General features: G+C 62.8%; 22 protein-coding genes and 2 pseudogenes. 15 read left to right on the top strand and 9 right to left on the bottom strand.

The genetic code is table 11. The features are described from left to right. The 10 genes from IQ216_RS01670 to IQ216_RS01625 all read left to right on the top strand — a co-directional run. A partial coding sequence (locus tag IQ216_RS01670) for a capsular polysaccharide biosynthesis protein (RefSeq protein ID WP_193814061.1) occupies positions 1-2,147 on the top strand: 2,147 nt, incomplete at its 5' end. Positions 2,148-2,181: 34 nt separating this feature from the next. Continuing rightward, positions 2,182-2,940 carry a cytidylyltransferase domain-containing protein gene (locus tag IQ216_RS01665; protein ID WP_193814060.1) on the top strand — a complete coding sequence of 253 codons (759 nt, stop codon included), beginning with the start codon at positions 2,182-2,184 and terminating at the stop codon, positions 2,938-2,940. Continuing rightward, the gene (locus IQ216_RS01660; RefSeq protein WP_193814059.1) at positions 2,937-4,238 is read left to right on the top strand and encodes a DUF6716 putative glycosyltransferase; all 1,302 of its coding nucleotides are present in this window, start codon (positions 2,937-2,939) and stop codon (positions 4,236-4,238) included. Before IQ216_RS01665 ends, IQ216_RS01660 begins: the two co-directional genes overlap by 4 nt. Beyond that, positions 4,235-5,284: a DUF6716 putative glycosyltransferase gene (locus IQ216_RS01655; RefSeq protein ID WP_193814058.1), complete on the top strand. Its 1,050-nt coding sequence runs from the start codon at positions 4,235-4,237 to the stop codon at positions 5,282-5,284. The genes IQ216_RS01660 and IQ216_RS01655 overlap by 4 nt, the downstream gene beginning before the upstream one ends. Then, on the top strand, positions 5,281-6,603 hold the full coding sequence (locus IQ216_RS01650; protein WP_193814057.1) for a DUF6716 putative glycosyltransferase: 1,323 nt from the start codon (positions 5,281-5,283) through the stop codon (positions 6,601-6,603). Before IQ216_RS01655 ends, IQ216_RS01650 begins: the two co-directional genes overlap by 4 nt. Before the next feature lie 166 nt (positions 6,604-6,769). After that, the gene (locus IQ216_RS01645; protein WP_193814056.1) at positions 6,770-9,094 is read left to right on the top strand and encodes an N-acetylneuraminate synthase family protein; all 2,325 of its coding nucleotides are present in this window, start codon (positions 6,770-6,772) and stop codon (positions 9,092-9,094) included. 53 nt (positions 9,095-9,147) lie between these two features. Next, a complete protein-coding gene (locus IQ216_RS01640; protein WP_228007004.1) occupies positions 9,148-9,966 on the top strand; it encodes a sulfotransferase in 819 nt (272 codons plus the stop codon). Positions 9,967-10,010: 44 nt separating this feature from the next. Continuing rightward, positions 10,011-11,123 carry a glycosyltransferase 61 family protein gene (locus IQ216_RS01635; RefSeq protein WP_193814054.1) on the top strand — a complete coding sequence of 371 codons (1,113 nt, stop codon included), beginning with the start codon at positions 10,011-10,013 and terminating at the stop codon, positions 11,121-11,123. Between the two features lie 476 nt (positions 11,124-11,599). Beyond that, the gene (locus IQ216_RS01630; protein ID WP_193814053.1) at positions 11,600-11,776 is read left to right on the top strand and encodes a hypothetical protein; all 177 of its coding nucleotides are present in this window, start codon (positions 11,600-11,602) and stop codon (positions 11,774-11,776) included. 96 nt (positions 11,777-11,872) lie between these two features. After that, the gene (locus tag IQ216_RS01625; RefSeq protein WP_370566555.1) at positions 11,873-12,622 is read left to right on the top strand and encodes a sulfotransferase domain-containing protein; all 750 of its coding nucleotides are present in this window, start codon (positions 11,873-11,875) and stop codon (positions 12,620-12,622) included. A gap of 54 nt (positions 12,623-12,676) precedes the next feature. On the opposite strand, the pseudogene IQ216_RS14025 reads toward IQ216_RS01625, so the two are convergent. The 3 genes and pseudogenes from IQ216_RS14025 to IQ216_RS01615 form a co-directional block, all read right to left on the bottom strand. Next, positions 12,677-13,102, bottom strand: a pseudogene (locus IQ216_RS14025) (methyltransferase C-terminal domain-containing protein); the annotation flags it as partial. 18 nt (positions 13,103-13,120) lie between these two features. Continuing rightward, the gene (locus IQ216_RS14020) at positions 13,121-13,915 is read right to left on the bottom strand and encodes a methyltransferase domain-containing protein (RefSeq protein WP_370566554.1); all 795 of its coding nucleotides are present in this window, start codon (positions 13,913-13,915) and stop codon (positions 13,121-13,123) included. A gap of 29 nt (positions 13,916-13,944) precedes the next feature. Then, positions 13,945-14,493 (bottom strand): dTDP-4-dehydrorhamnose 3,5-epimerase family protein, encoded by a 549-nt coding sequence (locus IQ216_RS01615; protein WP_193814051.1) that lies wholly within the window; start codon positions 14,491-14,493, stop codon positions 13,945-13,947. Between the two features lie 76 nt (positions 14,494-14,569). Here IQ216_RS01615 and IQ216_RS01610 point away from each other — a divergent pair, with 76 nt between their 5' ends. Next, positions 14,570-15,637 carry a hypothetical protein gene (locus tag IQ216_RS01610; protein WP_193814050.1) on the top strand — a complete coding sequence of 356 codons (1,068 nt, stop codon included), beginning with the start codon at positions 14,570-14,572 and terminating at the stop codon, positions 15,635-15,637. Positions 15,638-15,650: 13 nt separating this feature from the next. Here the strand turns inward: IQ216_RS01610 and IQ216_RS01605 are convergent, their stop codons facing one another. The 3 genes from IQ216_RS01605 to rfbF are packed head-to-tail and all read right to left on the bottom strand — an operon-like array spanning position 15,651 to position 18,505. Continuing rightward, the gene (locus IQ216_RS01605; RefSeq protein ID WP_193814049.1) at positions 15,651-16,649 is read right to left on the bottom strand and encodes a hypothetical protein; all 999 of its coding nucleotides are present in this window, start codon (positions 16,647-16,649) and stop codon (positions 15,651-15,653) included. 3 nt (positions 16,650-16,652) lie between these two features. After that, positions 16,653-17,735 carry a CDP-glucose 4,6-dehydratase gene (rfbG, locus tag IQ216_RS01600; protein ID WP_193814048.1) on the bottom strand — a complete coding sequence of 361 codons (1,083 nt, stop codon included), beginning with the start codon at positions 17,733-17,735 and terminating at the stop codon, positions 16,653-16,655. Next, positions 17,732-18,505, bottom strand: coding sequence for a glucose-1-phosphate cytidylyltransferase (gene rfbF, locus IQ216_RS01595; RefSeq protein WP_193814047.1), 774 nt, complete (start codon positions 18,503-18,505; stop codon positions 17,732-17,734). The genes rfbG and rfbF overlap by 4 nt, the downstream gene beginning before the upstream one ends. Positions 18,506-18,599: 94 nt before the next feature. Between rfbF and IQ216_RS01590 the strand changes: the two genes are divergently transcribed. Continuing rightward, complete coding sequence (locus IQ216_RS01590) at positions 18,600-20,189, top strand: glycosyltransferase family 2 protein (RefSeq protein ID WP_193814046.1); 1,590 nt, start codon at positions 18,600-18,602, stop codon at positions 20,187-20,189. Here IQ216_RS01590 and IQ216_RS01585 read toward each other — a convergent pair. Beyond that, on the bottom strand, positions 20,146-21,072 hold the full coding sequence (locus tag IQ216_RS01585; RefSeq protein WP_193814045.1) for a hypothetical protein: 927 nt from the start codon (positions 21,070-21,072) through the stop codon (positions 20,146-20,148). The genes IQ216_RS01590 and IQ216_RS01585 overlap by 44 nt on opposite strands. 185 nt (positions 21,073-21,257) lie before the next feature. Here IQ216_RS01585 and gmd point away from each other — a divergent pair, with 185 nt between their 5' ends. Together gmd and IQ216_RS01575 are read left to right on the top strand one after the other, a co-directional pair. Then, on the top strand, positions 21,258-22,415 hold the full coding sequence (gmd, locus tag IQ216_RS01580) for a GDP-mannose 4,6-dehydratase (RefSeq protein WP_193814044.1): 1,158 nt from the start codon (positions 21,258-21,260) through the stop codon (positions 22,413-22,415). Next, positions 22,412-23,439 (top strand): annotated as a pseudogene (locus IQ216_RS01575) (GDP-L-fucose synthase family protein). The gene gmd and the pseudogene IQ216_RS01575 overlap by 4 nt, the downstream one beginning before the upstream one ends. Here IQ216_RS01575 and IQ216_RS01570 read toward each other — a convergent pair. Continuing rightward, on the bottom strand, positions 23,402-24,322 hold the full coding sequence (locus IQ216_RS01570; RefSeq protein WP_193814043.1) for a sulfotransferase family protein: 921 nt from the start codon (positions 24,320-24,322) through the stop codon (positions 23,402-23,404). The pseudogene IQ216_RS01575 and the gene IQ216_RS01570 overlap by 38 nt on opposite strands. 458 nt (positions 24,323-24,780) lie before the next feature. On the opposite strand from IQ216_RS01570, the gene IQ216_RS01565 reads away from it, so the two are divergent. Then, on the top strand, positions 24,781-25,929 hold the full coding sequence (locus tag IQ216_RS01565; protein WP_193814042.1) for a hypothetical protein: 1,149 nt from the start codon (positions 24,781-24,783) through the stop codon (positions 25,927-25,929). 213 nt (positions 25,930-26,142) lie between these two features. Here IQ216_RS01565 and IQ216_RS01560 read toward each other — a convergent pair whose 3' ends face one another. Further along, positions 26,143-26,415, bottom strand: coding sequence for a hypothetical protein (locus IQ216_RS01560; protein ID WP_193814041.1), 273 nt, complete (start codon positions 26,413-26,415; stop codon positions 26,143-26,145). Positions 26,416-26,980 lie beyond the last annotated feature (565 nt).

The following is a 26,980-nucleotide window of genomic DNA, read 5'->3' as shown; positions in this document are numbered from 1 at the left end:
CTGCAGGAGGCACCTCCGCAACCACTGCCGCCCTGGGCGGGCCAGGACCTCTGATCGGCCTCCCCGATCCCCTCGTGCTGGCCCACACCACCCTGGAGGCCCTGCTGGCTCCAGCGCAGGTTGTGGTTGGACGCCGTGCCTGCAGGCGCCTTGACCCCGACGCGTTGCTGGTGTGGGGACGGCGCCGCAGCGGGCTCTGGGGCGAACGGGAGGCCGTGCGCAGGGCCCTGCCCCTGTGGCGGGTCGAGGACGCCTTCCTGCGCTCGGTGGATCCAGGACCGGGCACACCGCCGCTTGGCATCCTGCTGGACGATCGGGGGATCCATTACGACGCCTCCCGGCCGAGCAGGCTGGAGGGGCTGATCGCCTCGGGCCTGGATCCCGCCCAGCAGCAGCGGGCCCGGCAGCTGGCGGCGGCCTGGCGGGAGCACCGGGTCAGCAAGCTGAACGGGGCCCGGGAGTCGCCGCCCCCCGATGGCCCGTTCGTGCTTGTGGTGGATCAGGTGGCGGGCGATGTCTCCATCCGCCACGGCGCCGCCTCCGCAGCCAGCTTCCTGGCGATGCTCGAGGCCGCGCTGCAGGACTTCCCCGGACACCAGGTCGTGCTGAAGACCCACCCCGACGTGGTGAGCGGGCGGCGCCGGGGGCATGTCCCGGCGGAGGTCTTCCAGCACCCCAGGGTGCTGGCCTGTGCTGATGGCGGCCATCCTGCGGCCCTGCTGGAAGCCGCCAGCGCCGTGTATGTGGTGACCTCCCAGATGGGTTTCGAGGCCCTGATCTGGGGCAGGCCCGTGCACTGCTTCGGCATGCCCTTCTATGCCGGCTGGGGGCTCACCCACGAACGGCTGCCAGCCACGGATCACCCGGCCCGGGCAAGGGAAGCCCGCGCAGGAGGTGCACAGCTGGAGGATCTGGTGCATGCCTGCCTGGTGGGGTACGCCCGCTACCTCAATCCCGAAACCCGCCAGCTCACCAGTCCCGAGGCACTGATCGCCCATGTCGGACTGCAGCGGCGCCAGCGGGCCGCGGTGCCACCGGCCCTGGAGGTGTTTGGGATCGCCGGCTGGAAACGCCAGGCCGTGCGGCGCTTTCAGCGCTCCCTCAGCCCCGGACGGCTGCGCTTTCGCCCCTTCCATGCCAGGCCGACCCGGGAGGCCGGTTGGAGATCCCTGGTGTGGGGCAACCGGGTGGGGCTGGGTCTGCGGAGGGCCGGCAGCCCCCTGATCCACGCCGAAGACGGCTTTCTGCGGTCGGTGGGGCAAGGATGGTGGCTGCGCTGGGTGCCGCCGGTGTCCTGGGTGGTGGACCACTCCGGCATCTACTACGACGCCTCCTGCGCCTGCGACCTGGAGACCTTCCTGGCCCAACATCACTTCACGGCTGCCCAGCGACAGCGGGCCGCGGCCCTGCGGCAGCGGATCGTGGCGGCGGGGGTGACGAAATACAACCTGCGCGCGCCCCTGTGGAGCCGTCCCTCAGACCTGGGGCGCAGGCAGGTGCGCCTGGTGCCCGGCCAGGTGGAGGTGGACCTCTCGATCCGCTATGGCGTGCCGGAGCAGGCCAGCGTGCGCAGCAATCTGCAGCTGCTGCAGGCGGTGCGCGCGGCCTATCCGGACGATTTCCTGATTTACAAGCCCCATCCGGATGTGGTTTCCGGGCGTCAGAAACCCGGCCCAGGGGAAGCGGAGGCTCACCGCCACTGCGATCTGGTGCTTGCCGAGGCGCCGATGGACCATCTGCTCCAGGAGGTGGACAGCGTGCACGTGCGCACCTCAATCACCGGCTTCGAAGCCCTGCTGCGGGGCATCCCTGTGGAGACCTGGGGCCTGCCCTTCTATGCCGGCTGGGGGCTCAGCCGCGACCAGCTGCAGTGCGAGCGGCGGGGCCGGGATCTGGAGCTCGATGAGCTTGTCTACGGCGCCCTGATCCACTACCCGATCTATCTGAGCCAGGCTTCAGGCGCCTTCACCACACCGGAGCGGGTCGTGGAGGAGCTGGGGCTGCTGCGCCGCGATCCCGGCACCTTCCCCACCCCCTTGCCCCGCTGGCTGGAGCTGCTGGGGCTGAATCCACCGCCGAAGCTGCACTTCCGGCTGGCCCAGATCCGAGCGCGGCTGCGTGCCTGGAGCCCCGATGGGCGCTGCTAGGTTCGGGCTCAGTGCGGACCCCGGAGTCCTGGGGATGGAACTGCCGATCCCGCGCCACGACTGGTCCGAACCGCTGATCGATCCCGCTCTCCCGCCCCTGGCCCTGATTCCGGCAAGGGGCGGGTCCAAGGGCATACCCCACAAGAACCTCCAGCCCCTGGGTGGGCTACCACTGGTGGGTCGCACGGTTCAGTGCGCCCTCGCCGCCACGTGCATCGGCAGGGTGGTGGTCAGCACCGACGATGGGGCGATCGCTGAGGCCGCCGCCGCCGCAGGCGCCGAGCTGGTGACCCGGCCTGCTGCACTGGCAGGCGACGGGGCGTCGTCGGAGTCGGCCCTGGTTCACGCTCTGCGCGACCTTGGCCAGCAAGGGGCCCTCCCCCCCGTGTTCGTCTTTCTGCAGTGCACCTCACCCTTCACCACCGGCGAGCAGATTGACCAGGTGGTGCGGGCTCTGCAGGGGTCGGAGGCCAACCTGGCCTTTGCTGTGACGCCCTGGCACGGTTTCCTCTGGGGCCGCGATCCTGACGGCTGGGGGGTGGGCCTCAACCACGACGCCAGCCGCCCCCGCCAGAGGCGCCAGGATCTGGAGCCCTGCTTTCTCGAGACAGGCTCCATCTATGCCCTGCGCACTCAGGCCTTCCTGAGTGCCGCCAGCCGCTTCGTGCCACCTCTGCTGCCGGTGGAGATCGAGGCGCTCTCCCCGGAGATTGACACCCCGGCCGATCTCGCCCTCTGCCGCCAGCTGGCCCCGCTGCTGGAGGGCGCCGTTCCCGGAGGATTGGGCGGATGAGCCGCCTGCAGGACCGACAGATCGCCGCCATCGCGAGCTTCGACTCCTTTGGCAAGACCGCCATGGCGATGTTGTCGGTGTGCCGCAAGCAGGGGGCAACGACCACCCTGTTCCTGCTGGAAATCCAGGGCCGCCGTCTGTCGCGGCGGCAGCTGATTGAAATCCAGCGGACCGACGCCAAGGTGACAATCGTGCGCCAGGACTGGCAGACCCTCCGCCAGATCCGCGCCACCCTCGCCGAGCTCGATGCCCTGGTGCTGGGCCTGGACGGCCAGCGCACCCGCGAGCTGCAGATGCTGCTGCGATCGGAGATGCCTGATGGGCGCTGGCCCCTGACGGTGAGCGCCTACCCCGGCATCCTCTTCCGCCACCAGATCGAGGGGATGATGGATCGCTCCGGTGCCGATCTGCTCTGCCTCAACTCCCCGGTGGACCTGGAGCTGTACAGCCACGCCTGCCAGGCCCTGGGAATCTCGGCCAGCAACGCCGTGGTGACGGGCCTGCCGATCCTCTGGAGCCTTCAGCCAGGCCGCCGCGGCCCCGTGGAGAAGCCGAGCATCGTCTTCTTTGAGCAGCCTTCGGTGCCCGGCAATCCTCTGCAGCGCCACTACGTCTGCAACCGGCTCAATGACCTCGCCAAGCGCTGGCCAGACCACACGGTGATCTTCAAGCCGCGCACCTCCGGAGTGGAGCGCACCCTGCACAGGCGCCACGGGGAGATGGCCAGCCGCATCGAGAAGCTGATGCGCAAATCACCAAACCTGCAGATCAACTACAAGCCGAGCCTCGCCCTGCTGCGCCAGTGCGGCTGCGCCATCACCGTGTCGTCGACGGCGGCCATGGAGGCAATGGCCCTGGGCATCAGCACCCGCATCGTGGCCGACCTGGGGGTGAACGAAACGCTTGGCAACCACTACTTCGTGGCCTCGAACACGGTGCGCAGCTTCGAGGCGATCATCGCCGATCCGTTCACGCCGATCCACGACGAGGCCTGGCTCGACAGCCACGGCCGCTGTCAGGACGGCCGCGAACGCTTCATCGAGGCCATGGCCCAGCTGCTCGAACGGGGCAGGGAGGCCTCCCAGCCCAGCAGGCCCTCCAGCTCCCCGGGCCCGCCGGGCTGGGGGGCCGAGCCCTGGCAGCAGTACGCCCTCCGCCACGGCGGCCGGCGGATGCTGAGCAGCGCTGGCAACCGTTCACGCCTCAAGACCAGCCACCGCGGCAAAAATGTGATGCGCTATCTGCGCGACCTCGTGCTCGGTCTCCACTGGGTTGAGGACTTCGTCCGCGGCCGATGAGGGTGCTGCTGGTGAGCGACAGCCCGGCGACCCGCTCTGCCTGCGGGGCCCTCGCCACCGCGCTGGAGTCTGCGGGAGCGGAGGTGCTGGTGGATGCGCCCCTGGGGCTGGAGGCCCTGAGTTGCAGTGATCTGCTGCTCGATCTGGACGGCGTGGGGCTGTTCATCAACCCCGCTCAGGTGCCCCCCTTCCTGCAACGGCTGCGGCAGGCTGCCGCCCTGAGGGGCCGTACGCCGGTGGCCGTGTTCAGTGGACCGTCCACGCCCCTGGTGGGCGATGACCTGGCCATGGATCTGCTGCCACGGCTCGGGGTCGACCTGCTCTGCCTGCAGGGCCCGCGTCAGCAGGAGGAGCTGGCAGACCTGGTGCGCACGTGCGGGCAATCGCCCCCGCCGACGGCCTTGCTGGGGTTGTGGGGGCTGGCGCCGAAGCTCCCGGCCGCAGCCCCAGGATCCCGGCCGCGGCGCCTGGTGTTCCTGGAGCAGGCGATGCTGCCGCCCGCCCCGGGGGCGCGTCTGCGGCTGCTGGAGGTGCTGGAGCGCCTCTGCTCCAGCTCTCCGGACTGGGAGGTGATCCTTCAGAGCGATCCTTTACAGGATGGGCTGGGCCATGCAGGGAACCATGCCGGTTCCGCCGCGGTCGAAGACAGCGAACCCAGCCTGGGCGCGTTGCTGGAGCAGCGCTCCCCCCTGGCCAACCTGCGCCTGGCCCCGCCCTCGGACTGGGCCCGAAGCCTCGATCGGGCCGGCGTCTGCGCCACGATCAGCAGCCCCCTGCTCTGGGAGGTGCTGGGCCGTGAGCTGCCGCTGCTGCTGCTGGGCGACTACGGCATCCGCTCCGACATGCAGGGGCCCCTGCTGTTCGGCTCCGGGCTGATGGGCCGGATCACCAGCTGCGAGAACCTCGAGGAGCTGCTGCATCTGCCGTCCCCCAATCCAGGCTGGCTGCGGGAGCTGGGCTGGGAGATCGGGACCGGTCCCAGTGCCCTGATCCAGTGGCTGGCGGACGGGGCAACGCAGGCCACCGACCTGGCGGAGCAGGCATGAGCGCCGTCCTGCTGATCGCCGACTCGGACAGCCAGATGCTGTACTGCGAGGCCCTGGCCCGGGGGCACCGCGCCGCCGGCCTTGAGCTCACCATCCACCTGATCCCCCGGGACGGCACCCCGGAGGCGGTGAAGCGGCGCATGGAACAGCTGGGCACGGTGCAACAGGGCAGCTTGGGCACGCTGCTGCAGGACCCGGGTCTCAGCCGCTTCGCGGCGATCGGKGTGTTCCTCACCGGCAGCAAGATCGCCGGCTTCCGCAGTGCCTACCTGCGCTCACGTCAGCACGATCACCACCGCAGGGCCCTGCTCTTCTGCGGGTTCAACGGCGTGGTGCTGGAGCGCTTCGAGGAGGCCGTCACCTGGCGCCTGGGCTACGACCTGATCTGTCTCAACGGCCCGCGCGACCAGGCCCGCTTCGAGCGCTTCCTGCGTCACACGCCCTTTAGAGGCCAGCGCACGGTGCTCACCGGACTACAGCGGGCCATGGTGGCGGAGGTGAGGCCCCTGGCCGATCGCCCACGGCAGCTGGTGTTCGCCGAACAGGTGGCCATGCCCTCGAGCCTGGAGGAGCGGCGCCAGCTGGCCAGGCTGGTGGTGGACCTGGCCCAACGGTTCAGCGACTGGCAGGTGGTGCTGAAGCCCCGGGTGGCTACCCATGAGGCCACATTCCATGAGATCGGCGAGCACATCACCACCACCCTCGAGCAGGTGTGCCGTCGTCGTCCGGCCAACCTGACGGTCTCCTACGCCCCCCTGGCCGCACTGCTGGCGGACAGCCGCCTGTTCGCCACGCTGTCCTCCACGGCGTTGTTCGATGCACTCGACCATGGCTGCTCAGCGCTGGTGATGGGCGACTTCGGCCTGCGCAGCGACCTGGGCAGCGACTTCTTCGGGGGCTCAGGACTGGTGCGCAGCCTGGCAGCCATCGGCGACCTCGACGCCCTGGTAGGACTCCAGGGGGATTCGGCCTGGCTCCACTGGGTGGGCTACGACGAGGGCTGCAGCCCGAGCCAGCTGTTCGACGCCATCAAGCGCCACCGGCTCCAACAGGCTGGCGCCCCTGCTCAAGACCCACTGGAACTGGAGCATCGAGGCTATGTGGTGAATTCCGCCGACATCTCCAGCAACCAGCTGCGGCGCTCCGCAGAGACGGCCATCGCGGCCCACGACTACGCCGAGGCGGGGAAACTGCTGGAGATGGCCGCCCTGCAGCGGCCTGACAATGGCAACATCCAGCGCAGACTGAAGGCGGTGCGTTGCCCCAGTCGCCTCGGGCGGCGCTTGCTGCTGCTGGCCAGCCCCAGGTTCAGCCTGTAAGCTGGCAGGGGCTATGGGGATTACACACTGTTCTCTCGCAAAGCAGACGAAAGTACAGCAGCTGAGTTGGCCCGCTTGGATGACAAACTGGGCTGACCAACTGGGTCAGCAAACTGGGATTCCAAAACGCTTCAATCGTCGATGCTGTTGTTAGAGGGGTAAGGCCATGCAGATCGAGCAGAATTTTACTCAGTTTGTGGTCTTCGCAGAAGACACCGTTCTGTCGGCCCTAGCCAAAATCACGGCCAATAAGTCACGGCTGATTTTTGTCGTCTCGGAAAGCGGCATCCTTCAGGGAGTGCTCAGCGACGGTGACTTTCGCCGCTGGGTGGCGAACTGCAGCCCGATCGATCTGAACGCCCCGGTCACGCGGGCCATGAATCCCCAGTGCCGCTCCGGACTGGTCGGCATGAGCCCAGCCGATCTGGCACCGCTGTTCAGCCCCCAGATCCAGTTGGTGCCGCTGCTCGACAGCCACGGACGCATCACCGCCGTGGCCATTGAAGGAGCCCGTGAACTGCGACTTGCAGGTCGTGTGATCGGGGATGGCAGTGCAAGCTTCCTGATTGCGGAAATCGGCAATAACCACAATGGCTGCTTCGAGCTGGCCCTGAAGCTGATTGATGCGGCAGCCGCAGCAGGCGTGGACTGTGCCAAGTTCCAGATGCGGGAAATGAGGAATCTCTATGTCAATGCTGGCGACAGCAATGACATGGCCTCTGATCTGGGCACCCAGTACACCCTCGATCTGCTGGAGCGATTCCAGCTGAAAGACGACGAGCTCTACCGCTGCTTTGACTACACGGCCCGCAAGGGCATGATTCCCCTGTGCACACCGTGGGATGTCAGCAGCCTCGAAAAGTTGCAGCGCTGGGGTATGGAGGCCTTCAAGGTGGCCTCGGCGGACTTCACCAATCACGACCTGCTCACGGCCATCGCCTCCACGGGCAAGCCCCTGATCTGCTCCACCGGCATGGCCACGGAGCTGGAGATCAGCAGCGGCATTCGACACCTGCGCCAGCAAGGCGCCCCGTTTGCCCTGCTGCACTGCAATTCCACCTATCCCACTCCCTATAAGGATGTGAATCTGCGCTATCTCGCGCGCTTGCGCGAACTCTCCGGCGGGCCGGTGGGCTATTCGGGCCACGAACGTGGCATTGAGGTGCCCATCGCCGCTGTGGCTCTGGGAGCCACCGTGGTGGAAAAACACATCACCCTTGATCCGGGCATGGAGGGCAACGACCACAAAGTGAGCCTGCTGCCACATGAGTTTCGTCGGATGGTGGAGGCTATTCGAGCTGTGGAAGACTCCATGGGCAGCGATGCCGAGCGCGCCATCAGCCAGGGAGAGCTGATGAACCGCGAAGTGTTGGCCAAAAGCCTGGTGGCAGCTTGCCCGATCCCCCGTGGCACTGTGATCGAGACTTCCATGGTGCGAGTTCAGAGCCCTGGCCAAGGCCTGCAGCCCTACCGGCTCACTGATCTGCTGGGGCACACGCTCAGTAGCGACAAGAATCCCGGCGACTTCTTCTTTGAGTCTGACCTCGGGCAGGACGCCGTCCAGGCACGTCACTATCAGTTCGGCAATCGATTTGGAGTGCCTGTTCGCTATCACGATCTCGATCTGTTCAGCAAGGCCAGCAATCTAGACCTGGTGGAGATTCACCTCAGCTACAAAGACCTCGAAATCCCTATTGCCAAAGCCGTTCCGAACCGCATCCCCTTGGGCCTCGTGGTTCATGCCCCTGAATTGTTCGCCGGGGATCACACATTGGATCTTTGCAACATCGACAGCGACTACAGGCAGCATTCGATCCAGCAATTGCAACGGGTGCTGGATTTGGCGAAGGACTTGCGCGAACGCTTCAACTGTCCAGAAGACGTGTTGCTGGTGACCAACATAGGAGGGTTTTCAGCTCATCAGCACCTGCTGCCAGAAGCCAGGCAGCCGATGCTGGATGCGCTTGAGGCGAGTCTGTCTGCCCTGCGCTGTGATGGTGTGGAAATCATCCCTCAGACTATGCCTCCTTTCCCCTGGCATTTCGGCGGGCAACGATTCCACAATTTGTTTGTTGATCCTGACTTTATTGAGTCGTTCTGCAAAGAGCATCCCTATCGGGTTTGCCTGGATGCCTCCCACTCGAAACTGGCCTGCAACCACCTTGGCCAGTCGTTTGATGGCTTTCTGGAAAGAATTCTGCCTTTCACTGCCCACCTGCATCTGGCCGATGCCAGTGGCGTAGACGGGGAAGGCCTTCAAATCGACGAAGGCGAAATCGACTGGCTTTTGTTATTTCGAATGCTACGGCACCACGCCCCCACAGCCTCGTTCATCCCCGAGATCTGGCAAGGTCACAAGAACCAGGGGGAGGGAGCCTGGATTGCACTCGAGCGTCTTGAACGTCATGACCAACTCAAGAGCTCCGCGGTGCCCTCCGGCCTGGCCGCAGCGGAACGCACGCTTGGTGCCCAAGCTTCCCTGCTGAACTGATGCCGCAACCATCCGCACTGTGGGCTGGATCTAGCGCAGCCTCTGAACCTGACATGGAGGAGCTGCTCGCGTCGATCGCGCGCGGGCTGGAAGGCGCCGACCATGACACTGTGGCCCGGATTCCAGCCAACACACTTCCCAACTTCATCGTGATTGGGGCAGCCAAGTCAGCCACCACCACGCTGACCAGAGTGCTAGGCAGACATCCCGACATTTTCATGGCCAAGCCAAAGGAACCGAAGTTCTTCGGTAGACGTTATGACAAAGGCTGGAGCTGGTACGCGAAGCTCTTCGAGGACGGCAGCCAGGCCAGGTTACGCGGAGAAGGCAGCACAATGTACAGCAGCACCCTGCCCAGCTTTGAGCACACAGCCGCCTTGATGCACACCTATCTACCGGCCACCAAGATCATTTACATGACCAGACACCCTCTAGATCGTCTGGTATCGCAATGGCGTCACATCAAAGGGAAGCATCCTGCTACCAGGGAATTTTACCAACTACTTGAAACCTCGAGGCTGCAACATTTTCTGATCGGATGCTCGCTTTACTATCAGCGCATCAGCAGTTTCAGAAGATACTTTCCTGATGAACAGATTTTGTGTCTGACCTTTGAAGATCTGCTGACATCACCCCAACATACTCTCCAGACTGTGCTTGATTTTTTAGCCCTTCCAGGTGAAGCAGGGCAGCTTCTCAATGGTGGCACCCACTTGCCCCTGGTCAATGAAGCGGGTCAGCAGGGTCGTCGCTACGTTGACAAGCCTGAGTGGCCATGGCTAATGAAATGGCGTGTAGCCCGTCGCCTCAAAGCGGACACTAGGAAATTCCTGGGCTACATCGACAAACCAGCCGACTACTGGAAATTATGATGATGTGCTGCCCACCTGGCTGGCTGGCCTCTCTGACTTGAATCATGCAACCAGCCCTTAACCTGATTGGCACCGTTACGAAACGCCATCCCTCATGGTGGGGAAGGGCTTCAGTCGGGCAACCAAGTCAGATGATCGTTGAAAGTGATGCTTTGGTTCTCGACATTAGTCGTCACCAGCATTATTCAAAACGTTGGTGGCTCAATATGAGTCATGGCGTGGTGAACAAAGATGGGGCACTCATTGAAGCCTTGAACGACAAACGCGGTGCACGACACTTCAATTACCCCCAAGAAGACCGGCTTCGGGAGATCAGCCAAGGCCAGGGGATCGGCGCCCAACCCATGGATAAAGAATTGGTACTGTATGGTGGCACTCTATTTGATCATTTCGGTCACTTACTTCTGGATCTAACCCGAACCTATCAATTATTACGGTTGTTTCGAGATCTTGATGCTCCTATCTGGTTTCACTATCACCGACTGCGGAAGGGAAAAACCCTTGCGAACGAGCCTTTGCTGACCCAGTGGCTGGACTGCCTAGGCATCCGGGAGAGGGCAAGACTTGTCCGCAGACCGATCAGAGCTAAAACACTGGTATCCAGCAGCGTACTTTACAGGGATCGCTGCTTTGTCACCAGCGACTTTCACCACGCTTGCCTTGCTGCCTTGTGCCCCCAGCTGCGCAAAAAGCTAATCCATACTAAGCACAAACAGAAGATTGCTTATCTATCCCGCCACAAACTGAGCGCAGGAACAACCAAGTTTCCAGGAGAAGCTGATGTGGTTGACCGCATCGGGAGACTACGTCAAGTTGATGTGATTTGCCCCGAAGAGTTGAGCTTTGAGCAGAAGCTGGCCCTCTATCGCGAGTACGAGTGGGTGATCGGTTTTCCCCAAGCCTGCATGAATCTCAAGGTCTTTGTGCCCCCGACAGAAGGCCATCCTCCTGCTAGACAGGTCATGTTCCTAGCAGGGTCGAAAACCCTCAGCACCAACTGGGTGAATATTGATGCAGCATGCAAGTTCGAAGATTTTTATGTGGACTGCCATCCGGACATCTCCATGCGTCTCAATGCCGACGAAGGCTTTCAACGCAGCAACAATTTTAATATAAATACTGTGGTTCAGTCCATAGAAAAGCTAGCTGCCGACTAGAAGATCCTATTCAACCTATGATCTCCCATGAATATCGTTGTATTTTTATTCACATTCCACGCACCGCAGGGACCAGCATCGAATCATGACTTGAGACTAATCCACAATTCCTATCCAGTCCCAATGAGAAACGTCTAACGACCATCCAAGCAAAAACACTCTATTCCGAGCTCTGGGGAGACTATTTTAAATTTACGATTGTCCTCGATCCATACTCAAGCTCGTTCTCATTTCTCTCCAGATTCAGTCGATATTACGGAGTGCGCGTCAAGAACCATTCCATTAACTTTTGCCGGTACAGATAGAAGCTGGGATTTCCTATCACGCTGGAGCATGACACTCCCTTTCATGCGATTTCGGACCTACTAGATCTCGAATCAAAGTGTACACGTGCTTACCGTCCCAATTGCGTTTACGGGAATATCCCAACTGAGGAGCTCGATGCGATCTATACGCTCGAAGACCTCGACGATGCCGTGGAAGACATTCCCTACAGGCTTTCGCTTCCAGTTCCTCAGCTGCAGCATGCAATGGCTGCAAAGTATGGGGTAGATCCTGCTTTACGCGTTGATCGGCGCTCAGTAGAGCGCATCAACAAACTCAATGGGCTTGATTTTCATGGCTATGGCTATGCCATGACAACATGGCCCTGAGCTCAACTCCAAACCCTCGCCCGCCCTCACCAGTTGCCTGACAGATTTGTCAGGGGGCCGGTGACTCTGCATTCTAGAGTCTACAGATGGTTTTGGATGCGAGTCATGCTGGTCGTGGTTTGTGGGATGCACCGATCTGGCTCAACCTTGGTAGCTCAGTTGGCCAAGGGCCTGCTGAGCGCTAGTTGCGAGCTGACCGTCAGCAGTAACGGTCTCGGCAGCTCAGTGGAGCAGATGCATGCCAGAGCCAGTGATCCTGATCACACTTGGCTCGCAAAGGTTCATATCCCGCGGCGGGAGCTGCGCCGTGCGCTTCCCGATCAAGGTGCTCTCTACCTCTACACCTACCGCGATGTCCGGGATGCCTTGGCCTCAGCTTGGCGCAAGAATCGCTTCCTGTTTGGCAGCGAAGATCGTGGTCCAAAGATTGCAGCCAAGTTTGTTCGCGAGGAGATCGAGATCGGGGCAGTATTCGAAGATCGACGTCACTGCTGGATCGGGCGTTACGAAACCATCGTTAATGACATCCCCAGCCTCGTGAATGATCTGGAAAGTTTTCTGGACTTATCCGTCTCCACTGCCCTCAAACAGGAATTGGTGGAAGAGGCTGCGCCAGATAAGCAGCGGCAGCGTTCCCAGCTTGTGAGCACAGGCGATCAATCGGTGCGGTTGGAAACATTCATCACCACCAATCACATCACCGATGGCCGCTTTGGCGCCTGGAAGGAAACCCTCTCCGTGGAGGAAGCCATCGCCTCTGAACAGGCTGCCCGCGACTGGCTGCGCCAGAAGAAGTATCCCCTGTGCTTTCGCAAGGCCATGTACACCGATCCCCCCCAGGGATGAACACTGTCACGAGACAACTGGCTCGCATGAGAACTGGCTTGAGGCCTCGGAGCTTCAGAGGCTTTCCAGGGTAGGGATTGCCCGGTAGAACAGCATCTCCGGGTTGGCCTGAATACTGGCCTTGACCTCAGCCGCCAGGTTCCAGGGCAGCACCAGCACCTGGCTCGGCTCCAGAGCCAGCCACTGCTCTGGTGAGAGCACCGGGATGTGGCTGCCTGGCAGAAAGCGACCGATCTTGCTGGCTGCCTTATCCGCCACCACGGGCAGGAGATCGGCACGCACGCCGGCGTAGTTCAGCAGGGTATTGCCCTTGGCCGCCGCTCCATAGCCCAGCACCGTCTGGCCTCGCTGCCGGGCCTCCAGCAGGAACCTCAGCAGGGCATGCTTGGTCGCTTCGGCTCGCTGCTGGAAACCTCGAAAGGCCTCCACAGACCAGAGCCCTGCGTCGGCCTCGGCGGCGAGCACGGTGTCGATCCTGGCCTGGGCCTGGGTTGACGGCTATTGATCCGCGTCGCGACGAGCCAGCCAGACCCTGAGGCTGCCGCCATGGGTGGGAAGTCTCTCCACCTCCATCAGCTGGAGGCCGGCCTGGCCGGCGATCAGCTGCAGGGTGGCCAGGCCGATATAGCTGTAGTGCTCGTGATAGATGGTGTCGAACTGGTTGCCCCGCAGCAACTCCAGCAGATGGGGAAACTCGATTGACACCTGGCCGCTGGGTTTCAGCAGGATAGCCATGCCGGCCAGAAAGTCATTGATGTCAGGCACGTGAGCCAACACGTTGTTGGCCACGATCAGATCGGCCCGACGCCCCTCGGAGGTCAGTTCCTCGGCCAGGCTGACGCCGAAAAAGCGTTCGATCGTGGCGATGCCCTTCTGCCGCGCCGCCTCTGCGGTGGCCGCCGTGGGCTCGATCCCGAGGCAGGGGATGCCGCGCTCCTGCACGTACKGGAGAAGGTAGCCGTCGTTGCTGGCCAGCTCCACCACCAGAGTCTCAACCCCAAGACCAAGGCGCTCGCAGGCAGCTGCCACAAAGCGCTCGGCATGAGCGCACCAACTCGTTGAGGTGCTGGAAAAATAAGCGTAGTCAGCGGTGAACAGCTGCGTGGCCGCCGCGTGGGCCGGCAACTGCACCAGCCAGCAGCTGGTGCACACCGACACCTTCAGGGGATAGGTGATCTCAGGCTGCAGCAGTTGCTCGGCGGTGAGGTAGGCGTTGCTGGGGGGCTGATGGCCTAGATCGATCACCTCCTGCTCCAGCGGCGCTTGGCAGTGGCGGCAGCGGTGCTGGATCACGGGACGGGAACGAACGATTCAGAGGAGGCTCAAAGGTCGGCCAGGCGCGGAAGCTGCTGGTCGCGTGGGCTGAGATCCACCACTGGCAGAGGCCAGGCGATGCCGAGATCTGGATCATTCCACACCACACCCACCTGATCAGCAGGCCGGTAGGGAGCGGAATGCACGTAGAGGAGCTCGCTGCCAGCCTCCAACACTTGAAAGCCGTGCAGGCAACCCTCGGGGATCAACCAGGCATTGCCCGCCTCAGCACTCAGTTCCAGGGCCAGCCACTGCCCCCGGGTGGGGGAACCCTGTCGACCGTCCAGGGCGACGTCAAACACCCTGCCCCGCAGGCAGCGGACGAGCTTGGCTTCCGGAGTCACTCCCCGCTGCACGTGCAGACCACGTAGGGCGCCGATCCGCTCCGTGCGGCTCACGTTGATCTGGTGCACAGGCCGATCCCCCCACCAGGGCGCCAGGTCTTCACGGCGGAAGGCATTCAGGAAACTGCCGCGGTCATCGAGAAACGGCGATGAAGCCAGCGCCACCAGCCCCTCGATGGCCGTGGGGTGGGCCTGGGCCAATCGCTGCGCCATGGAGAAGGTGCCGCTGCGGCGGTGACAGCCTGCCAGAGACCCTCACCCGTAGGGTGCAGGGGCCTGGGTGGTGCACATGGTGAAGTCCGGGGCAGGACGTGACTACAAGGCTCCCCGCGAGCTGCTGCTTCACACCGGTCTGGATGGCGGCCTGATGGCCGAGCTGGCCGCGGATGTCTCGGCCAACCGCCGGCAGCTGCGGCGGCACGGCATCTCGGCCCATCCCGGCGAGACGCTGCTGCCGGCGGTGCTGCGGAACGACTGGAGCGCCTGGAACCGCCTCGAGCGAGGGCGCCTGTGGAAGCCCTGGCGGCGCCATGAACACCTGTGGGCTGTAGCCCCCGGCCTGGTGCCGTCGCTGCTTCAGGAACGCCGCTTCGGCCGCCTGCGGCAGCAGGTGGACGAACGGGGCTTCCAGCTGGCCATCGTGGTGCATCTCTTTGACGGCCGCGAACAACTGGCGCGCGACTTCGCCCGTTGTCTGATGGCCTTCCGCTGTGCAGGCTCCTATGACGCCTTCGCCGCACGCCAACTGGAGCGCCATCCCCAGCGCTACCGGCTGGATCGCCTGTTCGAACCGCTGCTGGAATGGTGCGGCGCCCGAGGGCTGCGCTTTGTCCTGCACCCGCCTGGCGGGGGTCACCGCCTCGCCAGCACCTGGACCACCCTGAGCCTGTTTGGAGGTGCCGGCTGCTCCGACCTGCCTGCATCCGGCGGTGAGTCCATGACAGCCCCGCCGCCATGGCAGGCCGGACTGCCGATCTCCCCAGATCTCTCGCCGCGCGCTGTGGCACTCGCTCAGCAATGCCTCCAGGGCCTCAATCAACCCCCCCGAGGCGAACGGCGTCAGCAGTTGCGCCGGAAGCTCAAGGCCCAGCTCGCGGGATCGAGCCTGGATGAGGCGCCGAAGACCAGCTGGGCCGACCTGTTCGACGCGCCCTCCCTCGCCGCCGAGTTCGCCGAGGCCCAGCAACGGTTTGGGCTGAGGGTCTGGGGCATGGATTGGCCGGCCCAGGGGCCGATCACGCCGGCGGCTCTCCCCCTGGCCCTCTCACGGCACCGCTTCTGCAAGCCTCCAGGCCGTACTTCCCTCCAGGCCCTGCGTCGTCGAGAGGAGGCGGTCGATCAATCTGTCGTCGGCTGAGCCAGCCCGCTGATCAGGCCGTTCGCTGATCCAGCAGACGCTCGGGGTAAGCCAGCATGAAGGCCCGCTGCAGGCGGGAGTTGCGCCATGGCCGCAGCTTGCGCAGGTAGCGACCGTTGCGGTCTTCGATCAGCACATTGGTCACGCCGTCGAGTCCCCAGCCGTGGTCGGGATCGAAGGGCCAGAAGCTGTAGACGGTTCGAGCATGGGGGGAGAGGGCGACCACCCCCTGCATGAAGGTCCCCCGTCCCGCCACGAAATGCCGCCCGCGCACCAGAAAGGCGATGTCACGCTCCAGGCCCCAGCTGTGCAGGGTCACTTTTAGGCCCAGGGAGCGGCAGTGCTGCTGCAGGGCCAGCACCACGGGATTGCCGAAGTCTTCAAACACCAGGTGCACATGGGCCCAGTCCCGCTGCTGCAGCACCAGGGTGTAGAAGGCCAGCGGCGGCTGGTAGTAGCCTGGATGGGGATGGCGATCGAAAATGTCGCCGCAGCGGAGGTGCACCACCAGGTGGTCGTCCGGCAGAGCCTGCCCTTCCAGCGCCAGGGTCATGGCGGGGCGTAACTGCTGCAGCAGGCTGCGGAAGCCGGGCATCGGATGGGCCAGGGCGCCGAGAGTATGGCAGTAGAAGAAGCGCCCCTCCAGCCGGGTGTGTTCGGGGGGGAAATGGCTGAGACCATTGATCACCTCCAGGCCATTGGCCAGACGCGTGGAGCCGCTGCGGAGGTACCAGGCATCTGGAATCTCCAGCACCCTGGCACCGATCCGACGGGCGAGGTGAGAGGCATGGCAGAGCTGGGCAAGGCTGTTGGAGAAGCGCTCCAGGCGGTGGATGCGCAGGGCGTCGACCCTGCCATCAAACGCCTCCGGGGTGGCTCCCGTGCCCAGATGAACCCCATAGGGATCGCTGCGCCGGCGATGGGCGGTGGGGGAGGGAATCCTGTTGCCACGCATCATCAGCAGGTCGAGCTGATGGCGTTCGGCAAAGACACTCTGAACGTGGTCATTCATGGCTCAGCCCGCCCCATAGGCCTCCAGGTCAGCCTGGCAGCACGCCAGCGGTGACGACCCTTCATACACCTGTCGGTACCAGCCGGCCGTGCGAGCCACGGTGGTGGCGAAGTCCCAGCGGGGCTGCCAGAGCAGCCGGCTGACGGCCTTGTCGATAGCCAGGTGCAGCAGGCCGGCTTCATGGGGAGCCCCAGGGCCGCTGCAATCGCGCCAGCGGCCAGGCCAGTGGGTCTGCAGGGCCAGCACCAGCTCCTGCACCATGCGGTTCGACTCCAGCCCCGGTCCGAAGTTCCAGGCCTCGGCGAAAGCCGCCGGATGCCGGCTCAGCGCTTCCGCCAGCTGCAGGTAGCCGCCCAGGGGTTCGAGCACGTGCTGCCATGGACGGGTGGCCCGGGGGTGGCGCAGGTCCAGGGTCTCCGCTGCAGCCCAGGCGCGCATCGCATCGGGCACGATCCGATCGGGAGCCCAGTCGCCCCCGCCGATCACGTTGCCAGCCCTGGCCGTGGCGATCGCGAGATGGGGGGTCTGATGGGCGCCCGACCCGCAGAAACTGCTGCGCCAGGAGGCAATGGCCAGCTCGGCGGCCGCCTTGCTGGCGCTGTAGGGGTCATGGCCTCCGAGCCGGTCGGGCTCCCGGTAGCCATGCAGCCACTCCCGGTTCTCATACACCTTGTCGGTGGTCACCATGACCACAGCGCAGGGATGGGGCAGGCACCTGAGGGCTTCCAGCAGATGCAGGCTGCCCTGCACGTTTGTGGCCCAGGTGCCGAGGGGATCGGCGTAGCCCCGCCGCACCAGGGCCTGGGCCGCCAGATGGAGCACCACCTGGGGGCGGGCGTGCCGCACCGCTGCAGCCACGGCCTCGGCATCGCGCAGGTCGAGCAGGTGGGATTGGAGCTGCTCCGGGAAGCGGTGCTCGAGTTCCAGGGCGCCATAGAGGCTGGTGGTGGCTTCAGGCGGCAGGGCCAGCCCTTCGACCCTCGCCCCGACCCGAAGCAGCCAGAGGGCCAGCCAGGCCCCCTTGAAACCGGTGTGGCCGGTGAGCAGCACCCGCCGGCCGGCCCAGAAGGCCGGATCGATGCTCATGGCCAGCGCTTCCAGGGAGCCTGCCCGCCCTGCCAGAGCGCTTCGAGACGGTTGCGCTCCCTGAGGGTGTCCATCGGCTGCCAGAAGCCGCTGTGGCGGAAGGCCGAGAGCTGGCCAGCCGCCGCCAGACGCGGCAGCACGTCGGCCTCGAACACGCTGGCGTCATCGCCGATCAGATCACACACCGAGGGCTCCAGCACAAAGAAACCACCGTTGATCCAGGCATTGTCGCCATCAGGCTTCTCCTGGAACTGGCGCACCCGCTGGTCTTCGAGATGGAGGGCGCCATAGCGCCCTGGTGGCTGAACGGCCGTGAGCGTGGCCTGCAGGCCCTGGCTGGCGTGGTGCTGCACCAGGGCCTCCACATCCACATCGGCGAGACCATCGCCATAGGTGAAGCAGAACGACTGATCCCCCAGATAGGGACGCACCCTGGCCAGCCGCCCGCCGGTCTGGGTGCTCTCTCCCGTATCCACCAGGGTCACTTTCCAGGGCTCGGTCTTCTGGTGGTGCACCTCCATGCGATTGCCCTCATCCATGTGGAACGTGACATCGCTGGTGTGAAGAAAATAATTCGCGAAGTATTCCTTGATCATGTAGCCCTTGTAGCCACAACACACGACAAAGTCGTTGATGCCAAAGGCGCTGTAGATCTTGAGGATGTGCCACAGGATCGGCCGTCCGCCCACCTCCACCATGGGCTTAGGACGCACCTGGGTCTCCTCGGAGAGGCGGGTGCCCAAACCGCCTGCGAGGATGACAGCTTTCATGCGGCAACCCAGGCGTGGTGGCACTTTAAGCCGTGGTGGCCACGGCTCCGATGCCCGCGGCTGAACACCTCTGCCCCCCGCCGCGCCTGAAGCCATGGCTGCTGCTCCTCCCGATCTCGTCTGGCTGCCCGAGGCCAGCCGCCGGTTGCTGCAGGCCTCGCGGCTGATGGGCTCAGGTGAGCCGGGCAGGGCCCTGCAGCAGCTCTTGCAGGTGGCCGAAGCGTCGCCGGGGTTGCGGCCCCTGTGCACCCGGAAGGCCCGCCAGGCCCTCATCGCCCAGCTTGAGCGTGACGGCGTGGAACGGCTGCGCACCCAGGGGCCCCTGCCGGAAACCCCCGAGGCCCTGCTGGCCTGGGTGCTGGCCCATCCGGCCCACCAGCTGGAGCTCTCGGCGGCCAGCCCGTCGACCCTGCGGCTGGGCCTGCTGCATCTGCTGGTCTGGGACAGTCGCGTGGTGGCGGTGCTCGATGGCGAGGCCCCTGGGGAAGACCCGCATCCCGCCCTGCTCTGGCTCGATGGCCAGCTGATCGCCGATGGCCATGGCCGATACCACCCCCTCAATGGCCGCGAGGAACCCCAGGCCCGCCTGGAGCGGGGGATTCGCCTGGCCCTGGGGCGCGACTGGCTGCTCAGCTGGCACCGCTGGCCATGGCTGCCCGGCCTGGCCATCGAGCTCGAGGCCCCCCTGGAGCCCACCGAGCATCCCCGCCACTGGCAGGAGGCCCGGCGCCGCTGCCACGAGAACCTGCTGCAGGAACGGCGGCGGCTCTGCTGGAGCTCAGTCCAGGAGCAGAGCCGAGATGACGAGCTGGTGTCCGTGGTGATTCCCGTGTGGGGCGCGGGGACGGAACTAGGCCACTGCCTGAAGCACCTGGGGCAAATGCAGGGCTCCCAGAAGCTGGAGATCCTGCTGGTGGACAACGGCAACGGCGATGCAGGCACCTGCGCCGTTCTGGATGAGGCACCCAGGCTCGATCGCCGCGTGCGGGTGCTGCGGCAGCCCAGCAATTTCGGCTTCGCGCTGGGATGCAACCTCGGCTTCGCGTCCAGCCGCGGCAGCAGGGTGCTGTTCCTGAACAGCGATGCCCGCATGGCAGCTGGGGCCCTGCCCCCGCTGCTGAGTGTCCTGGAGGATCCACGGTGCCGCGGCGCCCAACCGGCCCTGCTCACCCCCGCAGGCCAGGTGCAGTGCCTGGGCGTCGTCTTCGGCCAGGCCAGCCCCCTGGGCCTGGCCCTGCATGCAGGCGCCGCCGCAGCGCCCCTCTTGCAGCGTCGCCGCACCCCAGCCGCCACAGCAGCCTGTCTGCTGCTGCGCGCCCGGGAGTTCGCCGCTGTGCAGGGCTTTGATGTGGGCTATCTCAACGGCCAGGAAGACACCGATCTCTGCCACCGGCTGAGGCAGCGCTTCGGCGGGGACTTCAGCGTGGAACCGGACAGCCTCGTCATTCACCCGGAAGGGTCGAGTCCGGGCCGCTATCGCTTCATCGAGGCCAACCGCAGCCGGCTGATCGCCCGCTGGCCCCACCCCGAGCAGGACTCCCTGGCCAGTGCTGCTGCCGCCGATGCTCTGGAACTGGTGGGCTATCTGGACAACGACCGGCCGGGCCGGCCCGCTTGGCTGCGCTCGCCGCGTCCGGTGGTCAGGCCCTGCCGATCAAGGTCTGCTGACGCTGCAACCCCCTGATCACCTTCAGGGCCGAGTCATGCAGGGCATTCTGGCTGCGGGAGAACTGAACCGCCTGCTCCAGGGTGGCCTGGATCTGCTGCTGATTGGCCAGCAGCTCCGCCTGGTTGAGCTGCTCGGCCTCCAACTGTTGCCTGAGGTGGAGACGGTCGCTTTGGCACGTCGCCAGATCTGCCAGGGCGGCCTCCATCTGTTGCAGCTGCTCCGCCAGTTGCTCCCGGATCCAGGCGGCATCAATCAGCTCGGCTCGAGCTGCTCCGAGCTCCAGGCCGAGATCGTGCAGGTCAGCTTCAAAGCGGGCCAACCGTTGGCACTGCTCCAGCAACCGCTCTGGCTGGGCCGACGCCTCCAGGCGCGAGAGGCAGTCATGGTCGGGTGGGCGCCGTTCAGCACCAGCAGCGAGGGAATGGCCGTCCAGCCTGAGGTAGGTCGGCAGGATCTGCGGCTGGCTCTGGAGCAGGTCCAGAGCAATCACGGCGTTGAGGGCTTCGGGCTGAGGTCGAAGCCACAGATCCTGGCCGAACAGGTCAGCCCCATAGCCGTCGCGACCTGCCGGTGGGGGGTCCGTCAGCGGTCCCCCCTGCAGCGCCGCCACCGCCCAGCCAACCAGCTGGGGCACGGAGCTAAGGGCCAGGTTGACTAGACGCAGCTGCGGCTCTGTCGACGCCCAGGTCGAGGCCAGAGCGGCCAGACGGGCGTAGTGGCCGGCCAGGCCGCCCTCGGACTGCAGCAGGTCGGCGCAGAGGGCCTGGTCGGGGGTGGGGTAGAGCACGGCCACGGGGCCCAGGCCCAACTCCACGGCCTCCCAGGACTCCAGTTGCTCCACAGGCAGGTCGGCGGCAAGCAGCACGTTCAGCACCCGTTGCAGGACCGGCTCCAGCACGGGATCTGCAGCCCCGGGAGGGGGGGCAATCCGAAGTGCACTCACAGGCCACCCAGGCTCACCGACCTATCTTGCTCCCCACCCCGGCCATCACCAACACGAGGCCGCTGTTCCGCATTGTCTCGAAGCTGGCCATGCACAGTCCACAATGGCGGGCAGAGGATCACTGAGGCCCCAGCAAAGGCATGAGCAAGACAGCCTTGATTACCGGGATCACAGGCCAGGATGGAAGTTATCTGGCCGAATTGCTGCTTGAAAAGAGCTACGAAGTGCATGGCATCAAGCGCCGCTCTAGCAGTTTCAACACTAGCCGGATCGACCATCTTTACCAAGATCCCCATGTCGGTGATCCGCGCCTGGTGCTGCACTATGGCGATCTCACTGACAGCACCAACCTGATTAGGATTATCCAGCAGGTTCAGCCTGATGAGATCTACAACCTGGGGGCCCAGAGCCACGTTCAAGTGAGTTTTGAAGCGCCCGAGTACACTGCCAACAGCGACGGCCTGGGCACGCTCAGAATTCTCGAAGCCGTGAGGATTCTCGGGCTCTCTGAAAGCACCCGAATCTACCAGGCGAGCACAAGCGAACTCTACGGATTGGTGCAGGAGATTCCCCAGAAGGAGAGCACACCATTCTACCCCAGAAGTCCCTATGGAGTCGCCAAGCTCTATGCCTACTGGATCACGGTCAATTATCGGGAGGCCTATGGCATGTATGCCTGTAATGGCATTCTGTTCAACCATGAGTCGCCGCGCAGGGGTGAGACATTTGTGACACGCAAGATCACGAGGGGCCTGGCAAGAATTGATGCAGGCCTGGATCAATGCCTCTACATGGGCAACCTCGACTCCCTGCGGGACTGGGGGCATGCCCGCGACTATGTCGAGATGCAGTGGCGAATGCTGCAACAGGAAGGTCCTCCTGAAGACTTCGTGATCGCCACCGGAAGGCAGGAGAGTGTGCGCCGATTCATCGAATTGGCCGCAGCAGCGGTGGGCTGGCAGGGTTCAGGCGGTGGCCCGGCCATTGATTGGCAGGGGGAAGGTCTCGAAGAAGTGGGCCGCCGCACCGACACCGGTGCCACCGTGGTGCGGATCGACCCCCGCTACTTCAGGCCTGCAGAGGTGGAAACCCTGCTGGGAGATCCAAGCCGGGCCCATGAAAGACTCGGCTGGACTCCGACCACCACCCTTGAGGAGTTGGTGGAGGAAATGGTCGCCTGCGACAAGCTGGAGGCCTCCAAGGAAGCCACTCTGAAGCGGGAAGGGTTCACCGTGGTGGGGTCGATGGAGAACCCCCCAACCAACCCCAATGCCGTGAGTCCAAAGGTGAAGGCATGAGCACCAGCACCGCCCAGGCATCCGGTGGGTTGCTCCATCGACAGGACAAAGTTTTTGTGGCAGGACACCGGGGCATGGCCGGCAGCGCCGTCTGCCGAGCCCTTGAGCGGCAGGGTTTCACCAATCTGCTCACCGCTGATCGCTCCAGCCTCGACCTCAGCGACGGCGAGGCCGTCAAGTCATGGTTGCAGCAGCAGAAGCCGGATGTGGTGGTAGTGGCAGCCGCCAAGGTTGGCGGCATTATGGCCAACTCCGCCTATCCCGCCGACTTCCTACTGGACAATCTCAAGATTCAGCTCAATGTGATTGAGGCTGCCTGGCAACAGGATGTACGTCGCCTCTTGTTTCTCGGCAGCAGTTGCATCTATCCAAAGTTTGCCACCCAGCCCATCCGAGAAGAGGAATTGCTGAAAGGCCCACTTGAACCCACCAATGAGTGGTACGCTATTGCCAAGATCACCGGTATCAAGTTATGCGAAGCACTGCGGCTTCAGCATGGTTTTGATGCCATCAGCTTGATGCCATCAGCTTGATGCCTACCAATCTCTATGGCCCAGGCGATAATTACCACCCGCAGAACAGCCATGTTCTGCCAGCCCTGATTCGTCGGTTTCATGAGGCTCGCATCAGCGGCGCCAACTCCGTGACCTGTTGGGGCACAGGCCAACCGCGCCGAGAGTTTCTGCATGTGGACGATCTAGCCGATGCCTGTGTGTACTGCCTTGAGCATTGGAATCCCTCATCGGAAGAGGCTCCACAGCGAAGCGATGGGCAGTTGCTTAGCTTCCTGAATGTGGGCACCGGTGAAGACCAGCCGATCAAGGAGTTGGCAGAGATGGTGGCCGATGCAGTGGGATTTCAGGGAGACATTGAGTGGGACACGAGCAAACCGGATGGGACTCCTCGCAAACTTCTGGATGTAACGCGACTGAAGGGCCTCGGCTGGCAGGCCAAGGTGTCACTGCAACTGGGAATCCAGCAGGTGGCTAAGGAATTTGCCCAGGGGGAATCCACGCGTCTTTAAATGTGCTGCGCTCTTTCCGATCAGCCGCCGTGTTGGAGCGAGGAAAGGGAACATTTGGCAGCGAATGGCCCAGAAACCTACAGATTTCCGTCCAGCCAGCTCCGGCTGTGAGATCAATCACAAGAAGGTCTCTTGGGCGCTCGCGAAAATAGTCAACGACCGCGGCATTGTGGTTGTTGTAGCGGGTGAGGTAAACCGCCTCATTACCCTCAGGGCATCCCTTTCCATAGATCCATTGGCGCATTCGTGACATCTTTACGCCAAAGTGCTTCACCTGACTACGCAACCATACCTCAGGGGGACGAACGGTAAGAATGAATTTACTGCCTGGAAATCTTTGATCCAGCTCCCGATAGAATAACGGCCAAGGATTATCCTGAAAGGCATTATAGCGAGGGACGAGATCACAACATGCCTCAAGCAAGTCGGCATGGCTGTAATGCCCCTTGAGCCGCTTGCGTCCAATCACCCGATAGCCCAGATACTCAAGGGCCCGCTCCAGACTGGTCGTGCCGGTCTTATGGAAGCCGATGCAGAACACCTTCGTGCTCGTGCGGCGACGGCGTTGCTGCCGCAGACGCCTGGCGGCCCGACTCTGGGGCCGCAGCACGACGGGGTTGGGCTCTGCCAGGTGCAGGAACTGCTTGAGGGCCGCCTTTGCCTCAGGACTCGGTAAATCCACGGTCAGCAAGCGCTCGGGCTCAGCCGCAAAAAAGGACTTAACATCGTCACAGAATGCACTGACGCGCTGGCTGAAAGGCCTGTCTTGAGCATCACCGCCGAAGTGGCGCAGAAGTATGAACCGAGCGGAGGGGAAGCGCTCGGCGAGGTCTTGATACTGTCCTACTAGCCCCGCCCCCATGAACACGTCGTAGTCCGCCACACCCTCTGCCCCAGGAGATGCCTCCGTGACAGCCAAGCCGAGACTCTTCAGAATGCGTCGCGTCACTTTCTGTCCCTGCCGGGCTGGACGCAGCACAAACACTGTCATTGGGCTGGGGCATTCATGAGGGCAACACTCTACAGACCGTCGGAATGGACTAACCCTACCTATCCTATTGATCTCTCAAGAGATCTCATCAGAAGCGCTGCTTTGAGAAGAGATTTCGCAATGTAACATACTGGTAGCCTTGGCGCTGAACTGTACAGAAAGGCTCAAGGCGATGGGCTTCACAGCCGTAGACAAGCCAGGGACGACTCCAGGCATGCTCATGATGCCGTCTAAATGTTATAATATCTAGGCTAACCAGCCAACAGCTTCTCTCCGGCCGGCATACATCTCAAGACACCGACAAGAGAGCCGTCCTGACTGGTCGAACCATAGGCAGGTGATCAGCGAGTATGCAGCAGGAACGCAGGGCCATCATCCATATAGGTGCCCCCAAAGCTGGATCATCCTCAATCCAGACCTTCCTCAAAGCTCACTACGAGCGGTGGCAAGATCACGGCATCCTGAGCCTAGGGATGACCGGTGCCAAAACTGGCCTCAACCACCGCACGCTGTATTTCTCATTCCATCGGGGCAGCATCAGTCGCGTGGATCGCATGCGCTTTCATTCGGATACTGAGTACGATCACCATCGCCAACTACAACAACAACTACTAGCCCAAGAGATTGCTTGCCACGATTCCTGTAACACCCTGATCTTCAGTGATGAATACCTCACTCGGCTTGATGCCGCAAGTGTTCAAGAGCTAAGACAGTTTCTGGAGTGCCACGGCGTCACACAATTCCTGGTCCTCGCCTACGTAAGAGATCCAGGCTCTTTGTTTCTATCCAGCGCTCAACAATCTATTAAAGCCCATCATGAGCTGCCATCACCTATAGGCTGGAAGCAACATTTTTCCCATGTACTTAGAACTTGGAACTCCGTATTCCCCGGCTGCACTCTGTACCGTGCCTACGAGCGCAGCAGCCTGGTTCAGGGTTCTGTGGTGGATGATTTTCTGCAATCGATTTTCGGCCTTGATGCTGATCAAAGCCGCGAGAACCTTGCGACAACAACCAAGAGTAACCGAAATCTGTCGATGACTGCGGAGGGAATGGCCCTGCTGCTGAACTATCGACGCATGTTTCACAGGGAGAAAGCAAATATCTTTACTCCTGACACCCGTCAGCTCATTCTTATCTTGCAGGAGTGCAGTGGCATGGACCGGTTTGAACCGCCTCGCCTTCACCAGGAGTGGCGCCACTTCATTGAAGATTGTCACGCGCAGGAACTTCTCCAACTGTCCACGGAGTTTGGATTGAACTATCAACAGATTGACTATGATCGCCTCAGGCAAGCCCTTCTCTCACCACCGCGAGTCCCTTCCCCTCCTACCAGTGATCTCACCGGTGCCTTTCAAGACGTTGCCTATCTTGTGGAAAATATTTCGACCGAGGCCTACCAGGCTCTCAGTCTTCACGTGCTTCACAGGATGGCCCAGAAAGCAGCGGAAAACAGCAAGCTGAAAAAGGCCCTCCAACATGCTGGCCAGCCGGCATGAGACCTAACCGGGGCAGGCGCCATAAACAATTCCAAAGTGCTTGGCCAAGAAATCGTTGGAGGCCTGAAACTTCCGCATGATGGCCTCTATCGGTGCCCCTGAAACATCTTGCAACCGCGGGACTCCCGCCCTTTTCCTCAATCCCGAGTTCGCCTTAGAAATCATCTTAAAATCACACAGTGCGCACTCCAGCAAAAGTTTGGCAACACCATTTTACAGCTCAGTAAAATCGATTATCACATCCACATCTGGGACCAAGCCACCAGACTGATCGGGCGAAGCATACCGCGCCAAATCAATCGGGAAAACACCATGTTGCACATAACCCGACCAAGACATCTCCTGGAACTCACTGCGTATCAGATGCTTGAGCGAATGCCGAACCATGGCATAGTGAGAAAGACATTTTTCCACCGGATGACGCTCAATGCAAAAGGCTGAAAAGCCTTCAACATCATTACCGAAGACATCTCTGATTCTGGCCAAGGGAACATGGTTACTCAATCTGACGCCTTGGTGCCTGAAGTTTCTGGGCCGATGGCTCAGGGGGTACCAGTTGTGTCACCACATCCGTGGCAGGCAGACGTGAGGCAATGGACACCTCGAGCGCAGCGCCCGCCGTCTTCATTGCTTTACAGAAGATAAAGCGATAGGCGAACGAGACAATAGTCATCTGGACCACTTAATGATCGACACAGCATAGAACTTCTCAGGAGATTCACCGGCAGCAAGAAGTAGCGATGCCAGGGGTTAGGTCCTCAGCACATAGCGTTGTTGTGCAACCCATGCTGTTGGGGAGCCATAGAGGGCAGGATTCCTACTGGTGCAGGTGGCCGCCGCTGGCGGGTTGCTCATCAACCAGCCTGCGGTGACCATACAAAGGGTGGGGATCTCGGGACCGGGCCGAAAGGCTAGGGAGGCTCTGGAAAACCCGAGCCATCCGCGCGAAAATATCCCTGTAATCGCAGGCGCGGACTGGGTTCATGGGCAGCAAGCAGCTCGGATTCGGTGATTACGAGCAGACCACGGCCAAGAAGCGCACGAGGCGCGA

The sequence above is a fragment of the Cyanobium sp. LEGE 06143 genome (assembly GCF_015207535.1).
Lineage (GTDB): Bacteria > Cyanobacteriota > Cyanobacteriia > PCC-6307 > Cyanobiaceae > NIES-981.
This window is presented reverse-complemented; position numbering and strand designations above follow the sequence as displayed.

Coding starts and splice junctions, on each gene's coding strand:
- gmd (WP_193814044.1), top strand. CDS start 21,258: ATGAGCAAGACAGCCTTGATTACCGGGATCACAGGCCAGGATGGAAGT.
- IQ216_RS01605 (WP_193814049.1), bottom strand. CDS start 16,649: ATGAATGACCACGTTCAGAGTGTCTTTGCCGAACGCCATCAGCTCGAC.
- IQ216_RS01635 (WP_193814054.1), top strand. CDS start 10,011: ATGCAACCAGCCCTTAACCTGATTGGCACCGTTACGAAACGCCATCCC.
- rfbG (WP_193814048.1), bottom strand. CDS start 17,735: ATGAGCATCGATCCGGCCTTCTGGGCCGGCCGGCGGGTGCTGCTCACC.
- IQ216_RS01625 (WP_370566555.1), top strand. CDS start 11,873: ATGCGAGTCATGCTGGTCGTGGTTTGTGGGATGCACCGATCTGGCTCA.
- IQ216_RS01565 (WP_193814042.1), top strand. CDS start 24,781: ATGCAGCAGGAACGCAGGGCCATCATCCATATAGGTGCCCCCAAAGCT.
- IQ216_RS01640 (WP_228007004.1), top strand. CDS start 9,148: ATGGAGGAGCTGCTCGCGTCGATCGCGCGCGGGCTGGAAGGCGCCGAC.
- IQ216_RS01645 (WP_193814056.1), top strand. CDS start 6,770: ATGCAGATCGAGCAGAATTTTACTCAGTTTGTGGTCTTCGCAGAAGAC.
- IQ216_RS01660 (WP_193814059.1), top strand. CDS start 2,937: ATGAGCCGCCTGCAGGACCGACAGATCGCCGCCATCGCGAGCTTCGAC.
- rfbF (WP_193814047.1), bottom strand. CDS start 18,505: ATGAAAGCTGTCATCCTCGCAGGCGGTTTGGGCACCCGCCTCTCCGAG.
- IQ216_RS01665 (WP_193814060.1), top strand. CDS start 2,182: ATGGAACTGCCGATCCCGCGCCACGACTGGTCCGAACCGCTGATCGAT.
- IQ216_RS01655 (WP_193814058.1), top strand. CDS start 4,235: ATGAGGGTGCTGCTGGTGAGCGACAGCCCGGCGACCCGCTCTGCCTGC.
- IQ216_RS01590 (WP_193814046.1), top strand. CDS start 18,600: ATGGCTGCTGCTCCTCCCGATCTCGTCTGGCTGCCCGAGGCCAGCCGC.
- IQ216_RS01610 (WP_193814050.1), top strand. CDS start 14,570: ATGGTGAAGTCCGGGGCAGGACGTGACTACAAGGCTCCCCGCGAGCTG.
- IQ216_RS01615 (WP_193814051.1), bottom strand. CDS start 14,493: ATGGCGCAGCGATTGGCCCAGGCCCACCCCACGGCCATCGAGGGGCTG.